Genomic DNA, 14,915 nt, shown 5'->3' with positions numbered 1-14,915 from the left:
ATGGGATCAGTAGCGCTTAGAAACATCCGTAAATCCTATGGCGCGGTCGAAGTCCTGCACGGCATCGACCTCGACATTTCGGACGGCGAATTCACCGTGCTGGTCGGCCCCTCGGGCTGCGGCAAGTCCACGCTTTTGCGCTCTATCGCCGGGCTGGAAACCATCTCGGGCGGCGAGATCGTGCTGGACGGCACCGTCATCAACCGGCTGCAGCCCAAGGAACGCAACATCGCGATGGTGTTCCAGAACTACGCGCTGTACCCGCATATGGACGTGGCCAAGAACATGGCGTTCTCGCTGCGGCTGGCCAAGGAATCCAAGGACGAGATCGCCCGCAAGGTCAACGCCGCGGCCGAGATCCTGGACCTCGTGCCACTGCTGGAACGCTTCCCGCGCCAATTGTCGGGCGGCCAGCGTCAGCGCGTGGCCATGGGCCGGGCCATCGTCCGGGATCCGGAAGTGTTCCTGTTCGACGAACCGCTGTCGAACCTCGACGCCAAGCTGCGGGTGCAGATGCGCGCCGAGATCAAGGAATTGCACCAGCGTCTGAAGACCACGACGATCTATGTCACCCACGACCAGATCGAAGCCATGACCATGGCCGACAAGATCGTCGTCATGCGCGGCGGTCATGTGGAACAGATCGGCTCGCCGCTGGACCTGTATGACCATCCGGCGAATGTCTTCGTGGCCGGGTTCATCGGCTCGCCCGCCATGAACTTCCTGCCCGCGAAAGCGTCGGCAGAGGGGCTGCGCACCGCCTCGGGGGTGATCCTGGGCTCCGCTGGCACCCAGTTGAAAGACGGTCATGACGTCATCGCGGGCTTCCGCCCCGAGGATCTGCGCCTGGCCGACACCGGCATTCCCGCCAAGATCGTCGTCATCGAACCCACCGGCGCGGAAACCGAAATGGTGCTGCGCACGCCGGATGGCACCGTCACCCTGACCACCCGCGACCGCATTCCTCATGCGCCGGGCGACCAGGTGCATCTGTCGATCGTTCCCGGCAAGATGCATTGCTTCGACGCGGCCACCGAAGTGGCGCTTGGTCAGGTCGGCGGCGCGTCATGAAGATCAGCGACGTCAAGGTCACGCGGTTCCGCACCTACGCGGACCGCTGGGACATCGGCCATGCCCGGCTGAAACCCGGCGCCGAGGTGATCCAGACCGTGACCACCATCGAGACCGACGCGGGGCTGGTCGGCCATTTCTTCGGCGGCGGCAAGCATGGCGATCAGGACGGCATGACGCCGGACGAACAGCGCCTGATCGAAGGCCAGGTCCGCGACATGATCCTTGGGGCCGACCCGTTCGACCGCGAACTGATCTGGAAATGGATGTGGGTGCGCAACACTCCCGAAGTGGCGCAAAGCGTCATCGATTGCGCACTGTGGGATCTGGCGGGCAACCACGCCGGCCTGCCGGTCTACAAGCTGATGGGCGGGGCACGCGACAAGGTGCCCGCCTATGCCTCGACCTATCCCAACATCGGTCCGCCGCAGGTCTATGCCGAGCATGCGCTGGCCTGCAAGGCCGAGGGCTACAAGGCCTACAAGATCCATCCGCATTATTTCTGGAACCCGGACACCGGCAAACCCACCAACGGCCGCCCCTCGAACATCCGCGCCGATATCGAGACCATCAACCTGGTGCGCGAGGCGGTCGGGCCGGACATGGTGCTGATGTACGACGTCTGGGGCACCTACCACACGCTGGAAGAGACGATCAAAGTCGGCCGCGAGCTGGAGAAGCTCGACTTCTACTGGTTCGAACATCCGATGCCCGAATACCGGGTCGAAAGCTATCGCCGGCTGTGCCGCGAACTGTCGATCCCGATTTTGGCCCCCGAAATCGCCGCAGGCGGCGTTTTCACCCGCGCCGAATGGATCCTTCAGGGCGCCTCGGACATGAGCCGGATGGACATTCGCCGGGGCGGCATCACCGGCTGCCGCAAGACCGCCGTGGTCTGCGAAGCCTTTGGCCAGCGCTGCGAGATTCACATGGCGGGCTGGGGCAACCTTCAGGTCATGGGCGCCACCTCGGAAGACACCAGCGAATGGTACGAGAAAGGGCTGCTGGCCCCCGGCGTCGACTATGACGCTCCGCACCCCTATCTACGCCGCAACTGCGATCCGATGGATGCCGAGGGCTATGTGGCGATGCCCACTGGTCCCGGCCTGGGCTACGATGTGGTCTGGGACTACATCGACGACAACCGGGTGACGTCATGACCCTGCATCGACGCGCCTGGACCATGCGCCTGAAGGACGGCGCGGAAGCGGCCTATGACAAGGCCCATGCCGCCGTCTGGCCCGAGCTTCTGGACCAGATGACCGCAAGCGGCATCCGCCAGTTCCACCTGTTCCGCACCGGCACCACGATCTTCGCCTTTCAGGAACGGGACCGCCCGTTCCCGGCCCCCGGTGCACCGGCCAGCGAAACCACCACCCGCTGGTGGAACGAGATGGCGCAACTGATGGTGACCGACGCCGACGGCCGCCCCGAGCACTACCCCCTGAAACCCGTATTTTCCCTGACCCTGACGGAGAGCGCCGAATGACTGGGCTGACCGGAATCGTCCCGATCCTGCTGACCCCCTTCACCGCCAATGGCGCCATCGACTATGGCAGCCTGCGGCTGGAGGTCGATGACATGCTGGAGGCCGGTGTACACGGCATCGGCATCGCCATCGGCAGCGAGATCTTCAAGCTGACCCAGCAGGAACGGCGCGTCATGCTGAGCGCGGTGGCCGATCAGGTCGATGGACAGATGCCGGTCATCATGAACGTCTCGGCGCCCGGCACCCATGTGGCCGTGCAACTGGCCACCGAGGCCGCCGAGGCCGGCGCCACCCGCCTGATGATCTGGCCGCCCGATTTCTTCCCCAGCGGGCCAGACGCGGTGATTGAACATCTGCACCAGATCGCGTCGGCCACAGGTCTGCCCATTGTCCTTCAGGATGTACCCCAATCGCCGATCCCGCCGGCGCTGGCCCTGCGCATCGCCGACGCCGTGCCGCTGGTCGACACCATCAAGGTGGAAACCCAGCCCACCGTCGCGCAGGTGCAGGCCATGACGACCGCCGTTGGCGACAAGCTGGCGATCCTGGGTGGTGCGGGCGGCGGCACGCTGGTCGAGGAATTCCGCCGTGGCGCGCGGGGCACCATGCCCTTTGCCAGCCAGGCACGCGAATTCATGCTGGTCTGGAACGCCCTTTGTGCCGGTGAATTTGACACTGCCGCCGCATTGGTTGAAACCGGGATACTGCCGGTCAGCCGTCTGGGCTTTCAGTCGGGCGATCTGTTTTATCACATTCACAAGGCGTTGCTGGTGCAGCGCCGCATCTTCAAATCCGCCTATGTGCGACCGCCCACCAGCCAGCCCGACGCCATCACTGCCAAGGAACTGGAACAAATGGTGCAGCGGGTCGCCGCCAACACAGCGAAACACAAGGAACTGACATGAAACTCATGCGCGTCGGCCCCAAGGGCCAGGAACGTCCCGCAGCACTGCATTCCGATGGATCGATTCGTGACCTGTCGGGCGAGATCGAAGATGTTGCAGACGCAGCACTTCTGCCTGAAACCCTGGACCGCCTGCGCGGCCTGTCGCTGGACAGCCTGCCGGTGATCGACGCCGACAGCCGCATCGGCGCCTGCGTCGGCAATGTCGGAAAATTCATCTGCATCGGCCTGAACTACGCCGATCACGCCGCCGAAAGCGGTATGGAAGTGCCGAAAGAACCGGTGATCTTCATGAAGGCGACCTCGGCCATCATCGGCCCCAACGACACCGTCGTTCTGCCGCGCGGTGCCGAGAAGGGCGATTGGGAAGTCGAACTGGGCGTGGTCATCGGCACGGAAGCCAAGGATGTGTCCGAAGAGGACGCGCTGGACCATGTGGCGGGCTATTGCGTCGTCAACGACCTGTCCGAACGCGCGTTCCAGCTGGAGCACGGCGGCCAGTGGGTCAAAGGCAAATCCGCCGACACCTTCGGCCCCATCGGCCCCTGGATGGTGACGCGGGACGAGGTGGCCGATCCGGCGCAACTGTCCATGTGGCTGGAGCTGAACGGCAAACGCGTGCAGGACGGCTCGACCCGCACCATGGTGTTCGGCGTTGCGCACGTTGTGTCCTATCTGTCGCGCTACATGTCGCTGCAGCCCGGCGACATCATTTCGACCGGCACCCCTCCGGGCGTGGGTCTGGGCATGACGCCGCCGCGTTTCCTGAAGGAGGGCGACGAGATGCGTCTGGGTATCGAAGGGCTGGGCGAACAGCATCAGCGCGTCACCGCCAGCTGACCCGAATGATGAGGCGTGTGGACGACGCCTCATCCAGACCACCGCGCGGCGTCCTCCCCGTCGCGCGGTGATGTCCCGTTTCGGCAGGGGGCGCTTGGCGATTGCGCGGCCACCCGCCCATCAGGCCCTATGACAGGGTGATCGCGGCACAGGCTGCCGTGTTGCCGATATGGGCGCACATGGCGTTGTCGGCCCGTACCCCGTCGCCTATCCGCAAGGCCGACAGGATCTCGCCACATCAGGCCGTCTTGGACTCGGGCGTTTCCGGTTCCGGTTCGACGCGTGGATCCAGTGCCATCGCAACCGGCGAGATGTCTGGCAGCGGCACGAACTTTTCGCTTCCTTCGGCGGGCAGATCAGGCCGCGCCCGGACACAGAACAGAACGAAGATGGCGTAGGAAATCGCGACGGCGGATTCGAACAGAAAGAACGAATAGGGTCCGTAGATCGACATCAGCGTTGACGCAAGCAGCGGTCCGATCGTCGCGCCGATGGAATAGACCATCAGCAGACGCCCCGACGCCGCGACGTAGTATTTCCGCTCCAGCCGGTCAAAGGTCTGGGCGACGCAAAGCGGGTAGACACTGCTGATTGTACCCCCGAAGGGCAGCGCCAGGACCATCAGCCAGGACAGCGGAACCCCGCTGGCAATCGAGTTCGACAGCAACCCCCAGGACAGCCCGACGGCGATCAACATGCAGGCCATGACAATGCGTCGGTCGAACCTGTCCGCCAGCATGCCGACCGGCACCTGGAAAGCAAGACCGCCGATCACCACGGTACTCATGAACATGGCGGCTTCGGTCACGCCCAACCCGATCTGACGGGCAAAGACTACACCCATGGCGTAGAACGAACCGACAAGAATTCCGGCGACGGCCGCGCCGATCACCCCAACCCGCGACGCGGCGTACAGTTTCTTGACGCCCAGAACGCGCAGATCACCAAGCTTGGGTTCGCCCAGCCCGGTCATGGCGATCGGCACCAGCGACAACCCGATCAGCGCCGCGGAAATCATCAGATGATCACTGCCGCCAACCGGAGCAACGTTCACCAGGGTCTGGCCAAACGCAATCGCAAGATAGAACGCCAGCATGTAGAAGCCCAGAACGCGCCCCCGCGTTGCATTGCTGCTTCTTTCGTTGAGCCAGCTCTCGATCGAAGTTGTCATCCCGGCGATGCAGAATCCGTTGAGAACCCGCAGGGCCACCCAGGCAGCCGGCGTGAAGAAAAAGTCATAGGCAAGGCATGTGGCCGCGGTCAGCGCCGCGAAGGCGGCGAAGGCGCGGATATGTCCGATCCGAAGAATGACATGTTTGGCCTTGTACCCACCAAGGGCCAGCCCCAGATAGTAGGCCGCCATGATCGCGCCGATCAAAGCCACGGAATAGTCCGCCGCCTGCATCCGAAGCGGCAGCACAACACCCAGCAGGCTGTTGCCGGCCATGAAAGCGATGGTGCCGCCAAGCAGGGATTTTACAGGCGACAGCAGACTGCGAAAATTATGGGGCACGGCTTGATCGGGAATCTTCTGTCTCCAGCAAACGGTTTAGGGCGGGCTGTCATGTTGCCCCAAGCGTAGATTGCCCCCGTCAGGAACGCACCAAAAAAAAGCCCCGGCTATAGCCGGGGCTGATCTGACGGGCATCGTGGTGCCCGCGTGGACCTAGGACGCGATCGCGCGCAGCATCCAGGCCGCCTGTTCGTGGAAGCCGGCACGTTCGGTGGCAAGGTCCGCGGTCACCGGATCCTGCGCGGACTCTGCGGTTTCGACCAGCGCACGCATGCTTTCTGCCAAAGCCTCGTGGTCGGACAGAAGGTCTTTGACCATCTCTTCCGCCGACAGGCCTGCGTTCAGGTCCTGCCCGTCCGGCCCCGCAGCCAGACCCGCCGGACTGATCAAGGCAGGCTTGCCCAGGGCCCGTATGCGCTCGGCCAACACATCAGCGGCGGCGAACATGTCGGTATACTGTTGCTCGGTGATGTCGTGGACCGAAACGAACAACGGGCCGGTCACGTTCCAGTGGTAGACGTGGCTTTTCAGAACAAGCCGGTAGGTGTCGCTCAGAACCTTGCCCAGGGCATCAGACACGGACAGGGCGTTCGACAGATCGGTCTTGGAGTCTTTGGTTTGCGGGTTTTGTTTCAAAGTGTTCGTCATGGGAACCTCCTATTTCGAGCGTTATTGGGTATCGGTCTTGGTGCCACCGGCCGCCCATGTGCCAGTCCAGTCTACATCCCGGATACAGGCATCGAGCGGCGGCCGACCAGCACATCGCAGGCAGCGTCGCGCAGCAAGCTTTGGGTCACGCTGCCCATGAACACGCGCCTGACCAGACCGGACCGGTTGGGTCCAAGCGCGATCAGGTCCACATCAGCGTCCTGCGTCATACGGGTGAGTTCCGCCGACGGCTCGCCGCGCAACACCTGCCAGGTCACACCGGTCTCAAGTGCGCCCGTCAGCGCGCGAAGGTGGCTTTCGGCGGCCTGTGCAAGGACATCGTGATGCGCCACCAGGTCGGACCGAGGCAGCCCCACACGCAGCATTGACTCTTCAAGCTGTTGTGCCACTTCGACGGCCTGAACCAGGTGCAAGGCCGCATCCGGCAACAGCGCCCCCACGAAAGACAGCGCCGCCGGTGCCGCGTCGGGTCCGTCGATCGCCAGCACCACACGTCCGTACGGCTTTTCGACGGGGTGCCGGACAAGTAGGACCGGCACGATGTCAGCGGCGATCACCTTTTCGGTGGTCGATCCGATCAGCTTCTTGACCAGCCAGGGCTTGTGATGCGCGCGCATCACGGCAAGCGCCGGCTTCAGACCTTTGCAGATCTCGACAAGAACCCGCGGGGGGGAACCGGTCTCGATCCATATCTCGGTGTCCGCCGGATCGAAACCATGCCGGTGCAACGCCGTTTCGATCTCGTCACGCGCGACGGTTTCCGCCGTATTTCGAGAAGAAGGGGCCGCCGGATCATCGGGCGTTTCCAACACATGCGCGATGGTCAGCGGCACACCGTGGCGCGCTGCAATCTCCATACCGCGCTGCAGCACCGCGTCGTCATCCGGAAACCGGCCGACCGCCGCGAGAATGCGCATGGCCTTCATGGTCAATCCTCCTTCTGGAACATGAACCCAACGGTTCGGCGATTAAAACGCCATGCGCCGGTCCGCTGACATCGACCCGAGGGCCGACAGCATCGTCCATGCGGCGGCATAGGCCATCGCGGCCGGCATCACGGCGGCGGCGGCACCTTCCGAGGCGTTCCCCAGATTGTCCGGATCATGGTGCGGCTCGCGATCGGAAACCACACGGCCTTGCCAGGGCGAGGGCCGTCTTTTGCCAGCGTTGTCATCCGGGCGCGCGCTGATCGACGCGCTGTCAGGCATTGCCACCTGGCTCACTTCGGGGGCCGGCTCGGCCGGGAACAGTTCGGGAAACAGCTCTTCGAAATCGGCTCTACAGATCATCATCTCTTCGGTCCTTTCCGATCGAAACAGGTCACATGCAAGTTTGGGGCTCGCGTCACCGGAACCCGGTGACGCGATGGTCACGTTCAAGGCCGGTCAGGCCGCCATCTGCTGCGGTTCAAGGCTTGCCCGGACTGGCGCTGCGGGCTGTGCCAAGGGCGCCATGCCCAATTCGCGATCATCGAACTCGTTGACCACGCGGACAATATCGCGGCGGTTGAGGCCGATATCCCTGAGCGTGTTGTTGTCCAGGGACTCGAGCATGGCGATCATCTTGCGACGCCGCAAACTTCTGATTGCGCGGCCGAACAACCGCCGGAAGGGATTGCTGTATTCCTCACCGCCATGCTTTCCGGAAGCGGGGGCGATATCTTGACGGGTGATGTAGATGGACATGTCATCCTCCAATCCTGAAACTGCTGGTATCAAGACGTTGGGTGTCAACGCGCACAGTTGGACACGGTGGTCCGCATATCCTGCGTGAACGCCTGCATCTTGCTTGATTGATCTAAGGAAGATCAGAGAACCCCGAGGCGTGAACAAGCACGGCTGCCTGCCCGCCCGGGGTTACCGGCGGTTCAGTAGCTTTCCTGCGTTGAGCAGGAACCTCATATGGAAGCTGAACATCATCATGGCCCTGATATGGTCACCGCAACGGTGGCTTTCAATACGGTCGCTGAGGGGTGCGACCTTTCGGCCAAAAAGCGCCCGAATCCGTCGGTCACGATGTGCGGCACGAACTGTATGGCGGTTGCCGATTGACTATTGGGAACCGGATACCTACCTCAAGGATCATGATGGCACATGCAGATCATTTCCGATTTCGTCTGTTGAACCGCCCGTTTCCCCGGGCGGTCTAGGCGCGTTCGCGCCTGCCGAACCACCCGGGGTCTCCTCATTGTCCTGAAATGAACACGCGGCGACGCAGTCGTCCGAGGAGAAATCATGAGCTGCATCCAAGACACCTTGCGGACCAACACCCAGACCCGATCTGACCTGCGCGCGCAGCCGGTCGTTCAGGCCCCCGCCGCCACCTGACAACGGCCTTCGTGCAGGACCTGCACGACAGGAACGCAAGACCAGAACCTGTCCGCGAGCGGTATGGCGCCGCGCGGAACCCGTGCTGAAACCCAGATAGTCCCCAACAGCGAACGGCACCCCGCCTTTCGCCTTCACGCACTCACATCGAGGAGGCCTTTCAATGATGGTCGAAATGAACAAACCCGCCAAAAAGCGTAGCCTTCGGGCTCCAAAAGTCATGATCAGTGCCGATGATCTTGCGCATATCGAAGCCCTGGCCGAAGGCGCTTTGCACCGCAATCCCGCACTGGCGGACCGCCTGTTGGACGAACTGGGACGGGCCCGGATTGTCGCGCCGTCCAAGATGCCGGCAAATGTCGTGTCAATCGGCAGCACCGTGACCTACCGCGACGAGACCACCGGCCTTGAGAAACGCGTGACGCTGGTGTTTCCCGAAGATGCCGACATCACGCAACAACGCGTGTCGGTCCTGACCCCCATTGGTGTCGCGCTGCTGGGGCTGGCCGAAGGCGCCGTTTTCCACTGGGACACGCGTGCCGACCAACGGCGGATGCTGACGGTGATCCGGGTAGAGCCACCCGCGGTCAAGGGTAGGGCATGACACCACGACAACCGTGAGGGCGGCCCCCATCTGGACCGCCCTTTCAGGAAATCGTTGACGCAAGACGATCGCCGATGGACCCTCCGGGGGGCACGTTGAGTGCCGATACCACCCTGCGTGAAACGGGCCGCCCGGAGGCACCGCTATGACCGATTGCCAGACCCGCGCGACCGGCACCGCCCGAAAGGCACCGCTTCGGTGTGCGCCTGCCGGCCCTCGCCCAACGTGCGGTCGCGCCCGGTTCGCCGCGACGCTTTCGGGTTTCCCCCCACGGGCCGCACCCGCGCCGCCCCATCCGCCGGGCCAAGGCCGGTCCTCATCCCAACCGGCCCTGCCTGGTCCTTGCGCCCCCCGCAGTCCAACCAGCCGAAAGAGCACCTGCCATGACCGTGATGCATCACATCCGCCGACTACTCTGGCCCGTCATTCTGGCGGTTGTCAGCCTGGGTCTGTTGCTGTTTCCGGCGCGGGTGGCCGTGGTTTTCGGAACCAGCGAGACCGTGACGCTTGCCGTCACCGCGCTGGCGTATTTCGCGGCGGCCTGGCTGGTCAGCCGTATCGCGGGACTGGCCTTCGACCAGGCGGCGGTGCGGCGTCGTCCCTACCCGCGCCTCCTCAAGGACATGGTGGCGGCCCTGATGTTTCTGGCCGCCTTTGTCGCGACCACCTCGCTTTTCATGGGGCAAGGCGCGGTCGGAGCGCTGGCGGGGTCCGGCCTTGTGCTGGCCCTGCTGGGTTTCGCCATTCGAAACGTCGTCGCCGACACGCTGTCCGGGATTGCCCTGGGCGTTGAGGGGCCGTTTCGCATCGGCGACTGGGTCGACATCGAAGGGTTGGCCCGTGGCAAGGTGATCGAGATCGGCTGGCGCACCACGCGTCTTCTGACCCGCGATGCTGCCTATGTGATCCTGCCCAACAGCCAGATCGCGCGCCAGCGCATCACCAACTATTCCGCACCAAAGCCGAAGTACCGCGCCCAGGTCAGCATCACGCTCGACCACAGCGTGTCGATCGCACGCGCCCGCGAAGTGATGCTGGCGGCCCTGGAAGCCGCGGAACTCATCCAGCAGGACCCTGCGCCGGACGTTCGGGTTCTGGCCTATGAGGAAGGGGGGATCACCTATGCGCTGCGCTATTGGCTGTCCCGCTTCGACCGTGACATCGATTGCCGGGACGAGGTCTTTACCCTTGTGGACGAAGCCCTGCGCAAGGCCGGATTCGTCGCGCCCTATCGCCGTATAGAGGTGATACCGGCGGTATCATCCAAAGACGCATAGTCGCCCGACACGCCCCCTTAGAGCAGGGGTTGCTTGGGTCGCCGACCGGCGCGCCGCTCGCAGGCGTCTGGGATGCGCCCCGGGGGCAATGCCGGCGAAAGTGTTGCAGCCGGCCCAGCAGATGCGGGCCGGCTGCAAGGTCGTGTCAGTCCGTGATTGCCAGGCTCTCGCCATCCCATTGCAGCAAGAAGACCTCGCTGCGCGCGTTCCGTTCTGCATCCTCGCCGCCAACGACAAGAAGCCCGTCCTCGACGGTGAAGGACCCGCCATAGGCGAGACCGTCGGGCAGTTGCCCGATCTGCGCCCACTGACCATCCTTCAATGCGAACACATCCGAGGCCCAGTTCTTTGAAAGGCCCTCATGCGCGTACCAGTTGCCGGCATCGGCTGCCGCGCGCGCACCCAGGAAGTTTGCACCGCCAGCGACCAGGACATAGCCGTTCGACAGGCCGCCATAGGCCCCTGCGAGACCTTCTTGCACGTCGCTGCCGTCCGGGGCGGGCACCGGCGCAATGGCGGACCATTTGGCCGCATCCCCATCGAACGTGACGGATTTGACCGCGTCGGTGCGCAGACCCGGTTTGATTTCGCCGTTGATGACCAGGAAGGTGCCGGGCGCGGTCTCGACAACCGCCGATCCGGTGTTGGGAAGTTCCGGGTTGGCACCCAAATCGCCCCAGGCATTCGCGGCGGGATCGTAGGTCAGCACCATGTCGTTCCAGCGGTAGTCTTCCGGCGCCATGCCCATGTAGGCATCCACGACCGCGTTCCATCCGTCAGGGTCGGTCGCCTTGTCGATGGCAAGGACCTCGGCCAGATAGGTGTCGAAAAGCTCCTTGTTGTATCCGCCCAGGATGGCGATGCGGCCATCTTCCAGCGTTACGGCGCTGGCTCCCAGAAGGCCGACCGGCGTCGTCGTATCCAGCGTTTCCCAAGTGTTTGCTTCTGGGTCATACCGGCTGACCGCGTCGAAGATGATCGGGGATGCCGCGTCGGGCGTCGCCTTGCCAGAGCCACTGAAGACATAGAGCGCGCCATTCGCCACCGCGGTGGCGGGCTGCCCGGGCGCAGGGCCGTCAAAGTCCGCAAGCGCCTGCCAACCTGCCGCCGTATCGTTCAGATCCAGCGCGAAGACCTGCGCACCAGCACTGCCCAGGCCGACGATCAGCTTGTCGTCGATACGTGCAGCGATGCCGTTCTTGACCCCGACGGGCAGGTCCGGCCAGGTTTCTGCCATGGCGGTTGCGGCCATCGTGGCGAGCATGAGCGCGCTCACCCCGCCGAGTATTTGTCTGCGTCGTGACATTGAACCTTCTCCTCCTGAAGTCGTGTCTTTGGTGTCCGGTGCCGGGCTTCGTGCTGTGAAGGTCTGGCTCAGACGAGCCAGGCCTTGATCTCGGGGCGCTCCAGAACCGCGCGCATGTGCGCCTCGGCCTTGGCGTCGGACATGCGCAGGCTCATCGGCGCACGGGTCTTGCCGCAGTCGATGCCAAGAATGCGGAACGCCGCCTTCATGCCCGGCAGAACGCCGGTGTCCAAAAGCGCCTCGACAAAGATCTGCGACGCGTCCTGCAACTCTTGCGCGCGGCTCAGGTCGCCGGCCCGCAGTGCGGCATCCAGCGCGACATAAAGCTTGCCAAGGATGTTGTAGGTCGTCCCGATCCCGCCATCCGCGCCCAGCACGCCGCCGGTCAGGTAGATTTCGTCGAAGCCGAAGAAATAGCTGCTGTCGGGACGACGGCGGCGCAGCATCGAAAGCTTGAACAGGTCGGTCGAGGTAAACTTGATGCCGGTGACGTTCGGCAAGTCGAGGATCCGCTCCAGCGAGTCCAGCGGGATCGGACGCCCGGTGCGGATCGGCACCTCGTAGACGATCAGCGGAAGGTCGGTTGCCCCGGCCAGGTCGCGGTAATAGCCTTCAATCTCGGCATCGCTGAACGGGTAGGAATGCGGAGGAAGGGCAGACAGACCATGATAGCCAAGATCCGACGCGCGCTGCGCCAGGCGAATGGAATCACGCAGGTTGGGCATCCCGACATGGGCGATCAGCTTGGCATCCGTGCCCTTGGCGCAATCGGCGACGACGCCTTGCTGTTCGGCCAGTTCATCAACACCCAGCAGCCCCGATTCGCCGCTGCTGCCGCCGACGTAGAGCCCTGTCAGCCCCTGCTTCAACACATAGCCGGTCAGGCTGCGCTGCCTGCCTTCGTCGAATTCTCCGGCATCGTCGAGGCCGGTCATCAACGCGGCATACATTCCAGTCAGTTTCTCGGTCATTCGAACCTCTACCTATTGCTTGGCAGGCCATCGCGGAAAGCCAGATTTCCATTTGGCCTTACACATAGCAGGCCAAATTCCATCATCCGCAATATACAATCAATCTTTGGTTTGACAAGAATTGATTGATGTAATACCAAACTAGCGAGAGGAGACGCCAGATGCCCGCGACCACCGACGATGATCTCGCACAGCGGCGAACGCCGGACGTGATCGCCGATACGCTGATCGCCGAGATCCGCAATGGCGAGTACCAGCCCGATGCCCCCCTGCCGACAGAGCGCGACCTGTGCGAACGGTTTTCCGCTTCGCGCCCCACGGTGCGCGAAGCATTGGTTCAGATGCAGATACGCGGCTATGCCGCCACGGGCGCAGGCAGACGGCCGCGCGCCGCACTCCCGTCGATTGCAACCGTGCTGAAGGGAACGGGCGACCTTATCCGCGATATTTTCGGCGACGCCGAAAGCGGCGCCCACCTGGAACAGATGCGCCAGTTCATCGAAACCGGGGCCGCGCGCGAGGCCGCAATGCGCGCCGACAATATCCAGTTGACCAAATTGCAAACCGCGCTCGAGCGCAACTTCGACGCCGTTGGCACCCCCGATTTCGCGACCACCGACATTGCGTTTCACCGCGCGTTGGTCTCTGTTGTTGGCAACCCGGTGATCCTGACGCTGCACGACATGTTTGTCAGCACGATGATCGCCCATCGGCCGCCGACGGATGATGCAATGCGTTACGACCGGATCGCCTATGATGAACACCGCAAGATCTATCAGGCGATCCTGGATGGCGATGTCGTGGCGGCGACCGACGTGATGGATCGCCACCTGGCCCGATCCTATCGTGCCCGTCTCAAGGCCCCGAAGCTTCCACCAGCCAATGACGAGCGTTTCTCACACTGACACCCGGCGGGTGCTCCCGCCGTATATCAATCACCAAGGAGGATACCATGAAACTTAAGACCACTTTGCTTGCCTGCGCGGCGACCCTGGCATTGGCCGCCCCGGCCATGGCCGAACGCACGTTGACATTCGGCCTGCAGGACAACGAAAGCTCGAACGTCTACAAGGGCGCTCAGGAATTCGCCAGCAAGCTGGAAGAAGTCTCGGGCGGCGAAATGACCGTGAAACTGTTCCCCTCTTCGACCCTCGGCGACTTCAAATCGATGGTTGCTCAGCTTCAGGCGGGCGAGTTGGACATGGTCATCACCGGCTATCCCGACATGAGCTATATCATTCCGGAACTGAACCTGATCGGCGCGCCGTATGTTGCCGATGATTTCGCCCACCTCAAGGAAATCATCGCCGGCCCGTGGGGTCAGGAGATGGCGGCGAAGTTCGAGGACAAGGGCGTTCACCTGCTGGACGTGTGGTACTACGGCACCCGTCAGACCACGTCGAACCGGGCCATCGAATCCATCGATGACATGGCGGGCCTGCGGCTGCGCACACCCAACGTTCCGTTCCTGATTGCCTATGCCGAGAACGTCGGCGCCACCCCCGCCCCGGTCGCCTTCGCAGAAGTCTACCTGGCGCTTCAGACCAACCAGGTTGACGCCGAAGAGAACCCGCTGCCCACCATCGAGGCAATGAAGTTCTATGAAGTGCAGTCGCATGTGGCGATGACCAACCACTTCATCGCATCCGCTGCGGTTCAGATTGCGGACGACCTGTGGGACAGCCTTAGTGCCGAGGAACAGGGCTGGTTCAACGAAGCGGTGGCCGCCGGTGGCGAGTTGAACAACAGCCTGACCGAACAGGCCGAGAACGACCTGATCGCCACGTTCGAAGGGCGCGGCCTGACCATCACCCGTCCTGACCTGGCCCCGTTCCGGGCTGCGATGAAGCCGTACTACGACACGCTTGAAGAGCAGTTCGGCGAGGGCGCCATCGCCCGCGTTCGCGGCGAGTAATCAACCCCTCTGCGGGCGCTTTGGCGCCC

17 protein-coding genes are annotated in these 14,915 nt (G+C 63.4%); 10 read left to right on the top strand and 7 right to left on the bottom strand.

The features are described 5' to 3' along the window. From ACP15K_RS14390 to ACP15K_RS14370, 5 genes are read left to right on the top strand one after another with little or no spacing between them, the layout of a single operon-like run. A complete protein-coding gene (locus tag ACP15K_RS14390; protein WP_193143313.1) occupies positions 1-1,071 on the top strand; it encodes an ABC transporter ATP-binding protein in 1,071 nt (356 codons plus the stop codon). Then, a complete protein-coding gene (locus tag ACP15K_RS14385; RefSeq protein ID WP_193143312.1) occupies positions 1,068-2,231 on the top strand; it encodes an enolase C-terminal domain-like protein in 1,164 nt (387 codons plus the stop codon). The genes ACP15K_RS14390 and ACP15K_RS14385 overlap by 4 nt, the downstream gene beginning before the upstream one ends. After that, the gene (locus tag ACP15K_RS14380; protein ID WP_193143311.1) at positions 2,228-2,560 is read left to right on the top strand and encodes an L-rhamnose mutarotase; all 333 of its coding nucleotides are present in this window, start codon (positions 2,228-2,230) and stop codon (positions 2,558-2,560) included. Before ACP15K_RS14385 ends, ACP15K_RS14380 begins: the two co-directional genes overlap by 4 nt. Next, positions 2,557-3,465 carry a dihydrodipicolinate synthase family protein gene (locus ACP15K_RS14375; protein ID WP_193143310.1) on the top strand — a complete coding sequence of 303 codons (909 nt, stop codon included), beginning with the start codon at positions 2,557-2,559 and terminating at the stop codon, positions 3,463-3,465. The genes ACP15K_RS14380 and ACP15K_RS14375 overlap by 4 nt, the downstream gene beginning before the upstream one ends. After that, positions 3,462-4,304: a fumarylacetoacetate hydrolase family protein gene (locus ACP15K_RS14370; protein ID WP_424990822.1), complete on the top strand. Its 843-nt coding sequence runs from the start codon at positions 3,462-3,464 to the stop codon at positions 4,302-4,304. Before ACP15K_RS14375 ends, ACP15K_RS14370 begins: the two co-directional genes overlap by 4 nt. A 238-nt stretch (positions 4,305-4,542) precedes the next feature. On the opposite strand, the gene ACP15K_RS14365 is transcribed toward ACP15K_RS14370, so the two are convergent. The 5 genes from ACP15K_RS14365 to ACP15K_RS14345 form a co-directional block, all read right to left on the bottom strand. Then, positions 4,543-5,817, bottom strand: coding sequence for an MFS transporter (locus ACP15K_RS14365; RefSeq protein WP_319022506.1), 1,275 nt, complete (start codon positions 5,815-5,817; stop codon positions 4,543-4,545). Between the two features lie 153 nt (positions 5,818-5,970). Next, positions 5,971-6,465, bottom strand: a complete 495-nt coding sequence (locus ACP15K_RS14360; protein ID WP_193143308.1) for a Dps family protein — start codon at positions 6,463-6,465, stop codon at positions 5,971-5,973. A gap of 71 nt (positions 6,466-6,536) precedes the next feature. Continuing rightward, the gene (locus tag ACP15K_RS14355) at positions 6,537-7,412 is read right to left on the bottom strand and encodes a universal stress protein (protein WP_424990821.1); all 876 of its coding nucleotides are present in this window, start codon (positions 7,410-7,412) and stop codon (positions 6,537-6,539) included. Between the two features lie 42 nt (positions 7,413-7,454). After that, complete coding sequence (locus ACP15K_RS14350; RefSeq protein ID WP_424990820.1) at positions 7,455-7,865, bottom strand: hypothetical protein; 411 nt, start codon at positions 7,863-7,865, stop codon at positions 7,455-7,457. A gap of 6 nt (positions 7,866-7,871) precedes the next feature. Continuing rightward, positions 7,872-8,171: a DUF1127 domain-containing protein gene (locus ACP15K_RS14345; protein WP_193143305.1), complete on the bottom strand. Its 300-nt coding sequence runs from the start codon at positions 8,169-8,171 to the stop codon at positions 7,872-7,874. Between the two features lie 216 nt (positions 8,172-8,387). Between ACP15K_RS14345 and ACP15K_RS14340 the strand changes: the two genes are divergently transcribed. The 3 genes from ACP15K_RS14340 to ACP15K_RS14330 all read left to right on the top strand — a co-directional run bounded on the left by ACP15K_RS14340 (position 8,388) and on the right by ACP15K_RS14330 (position 10,694). Next, positions 8,388-8,537: a hypothetical protein gene (locus tag ACP15K_RS14340; protein ID WP_193143304.1), complete on the top strand. Its 150-nt coding sequence runs from the start codon at positions 8,388-8,390 to the stop codon at positions 8,535-8,537. 451 nt (positions 8,538-8,988) lie between these two features. Continuing rightward, positions 8,989-9,417 carry a nucleoside diphosphate kinase regulator gene (gene rnk, locus ACP15K_RS14335; protein WP_193143363.1) on the top strand — a complete coding sequence of 143 codons (429 nt, stop codon included), beginning with the start codon at positions 8,989-8,991 and terminating at the stop codon, positions 9,415-9,417. A gap of 383 nt (positions 9,418-9,800) precedes the next feature. Then, positions 9,801-10,694, top strand: coding sequence for a mechanosensitive ion channel family protein (locus tag ACP15K_RS14330; RefSeq protein WP_424990819.1), 894 nt, complete (start codon positions 9,801-9,803; stop codon positions 10,692-10,694). Positions 10,695-10,839: 145 nt separating this feature from the next. On the opposite strand, the gene ACP15K_RS14325 is transcribed toward ACP15K_RS14330, so the two are convergent. Together ACP15K_RS14325 and ACP15K_RS14320 are read right to left on the bottom strand one after the other, a co-directional pair. Then, the gene (locus tag ACP15K_RS14325) at positions 10,840-12,000 is read right to left on the bottom strand and encodes an N-acetylneuraminate epimerase (protein ID WP_424990818.1); all 1,161 of its coding nucleotides are present in this window, start codon (positions 11,998-12,000) and stop codon (positions 10,840-10,842) included. 68 nt (positions 12,001-12,068) lie between these two features. Further along, positions 12,069-12,971, bottom strand: coding sequence for a dihydrodipicolinate synthase family protein (locus ACP15K_RS14320; RefSeq protein WP_193143301.1), 903 nt, complete (start codon positions 12,969-12,971; stop codon positions 12,069-12,071). Between the two features lie 161 nt (positions 12,972-13,132). Here ACP15K_RS14320 and ACP15K_RS14315 point away from each other — a divergent pair, with 161 nt between their 5' ends. Together ACP15K_RS14315 and ACP15K_RS14310 are read left to right on the top strand one after the other, a co-directional pair. Beyond that, complete coding sequence (locus tag ACP15K_RS14315; RefSeq protein WP_193143300.1) at positions 13,133-13,876, top strand: FCD domain-containing protein; 744 nt, start codon at positions 13,133-13,135, stop codon at positions 13,874-13,876. A 47-nt stretch (positions 13,877-13,923) separates the two neighbouring features. After that, positions 13,924-14,886, top strand: coding sequence for a sialic acid TRAP transporter substrate-binding protein SiaP (locus ACP15K_RS14310; protein ID WP_193143299.1), 963 nt, complete (start codon positions 13,924-13,926; stop codon positions 14,884-14,886). The last annotated feature ends 29 nt before the right edge of the window (positions 14,887-14,915 follow it).

The sequence above is a fragment of the Fluviibacterium sp. S390 genome, assembly GCF_049800695.1.
Classification (GTDB): domain Bacteria; phylum Pseudomonadota; class Alphaproteobacteria; order Rhodobacterales; family Rhodobacteraceae; genus Meridianimarinicoccus.
Note: the sequence above shows the minus strand (reverse complement) of the source record. Positions and strands in the feature narration are given on the sequence as shown.

Excerpts from the sequence above, each read along its gene's own strand:
- ACP15K_RS14340 (WP_193143304.1), top strand. The coding sequence starts at position 8,388 with ATGGAAGCTGAACATCATCATGGCCCTGATATGGTCACCGCAACGGTG.
- ACP15K_RS14320 (WP_193143301.1), bottom strand. The coding sequence starts at position 12,971 with ATGACCGAGAAACTGACTGGAATGTATGCCGCGTTGATGACCGGCCTC.
- ACP15K_RS14330 (WP_424990819.1), top strand. The coding sequence starts at position 9,801 with ATGACCGTGATGCATCACATCCGCCGACTACTCTGGCCCGTCATTCTG.
- ACP15K_RS14345 (WP_193143305.1), bottom strand. The coding sequence starts at position 8,171 with ATGTCCATCTACATCACCCGTCAAGATATCGCCCCCGCTTCCGGAAAG.
- ACP15K_RS14390 (WP_193143313.1), top strand. The coding sequence starts at position 1 with ATGGGATCAGTAGCGCTTAGAAACATCCGTAAATCCTATGGCGCGGTC.
- ACP15K_RS14315 (WP_193143300.1), top strand. The coding sequence starts at position 13,133 with ATGCCCGCGACCACCGACGATGATCTCGCACAGCGGCGAACGCCGGAC.
- ACP15K_RS14360 (WP_193143308.1), bottom strand. The coding sequence starts at position 6,465 with ATGACGAACACTTTGAAACAAAACCCGCAAACCAAAGACTCCAAGACC.
- ACP15K_RS14370 (WP_424990822.1), top strand. The coding sequence starts at position 3,462 with ATGAAACTCATGCGCGTCGGCCCCAAGGGCCAGGAACGTCCCGCAGCA.
- ACP15K_RS14325 (WP_424990818.1), bottom strand. The coding sequence starts at position 12,000 with ATGTCACGACGCAGACAAATACTCGGCGGGGTGAGCGCGCTCATGCTC.
- ACP15K_RS14375 (WP_193143310.1), top strand. The coding sequence starts at position 2,557 with ATGACTGGGCTGACCGGAATCGTCCCGATCCTGCTGACCCCCTTCACC.
- ACP15K_RS14355 (WP_424990821.1), bottom strand. The coding sequence starts at position 7,412 with ATGAAGGCCATGCGCATTCTCGCGGCGGTCGGCCGGTTTCCGGATGAC.
- ACP15K_RS14385 (WP_193143312.1), top strand. The coding sequence starts at position 1,068 with ATGAAGATCAGCGACGTCAAGGTCACGCGGTTCCGCACCTACGCGGAC.
- ACP15K_RS14380 (WP_193143311.1), top strand. The coding sequence starts at position 2,228 with ATGACCCTGCATCGACGCGCCTGGACCATGCGCCTGAAGGACGGCGCG.
- rnk (WP_193143363.1), top strand. The coding sequence starts at position 8,989 with ATGAACAAACCCGCCAAAAAGCGTAGCCTTCGGGCTCCAAAAGTCATG.
- ACP15K_RS14310 (WP_193143299.1), top strand. The coding sequence starts at position 13,924 with ATGAAACTTAAGACCACTTTGCTTGCCTGCGCGGCGACCCTGGCATTG.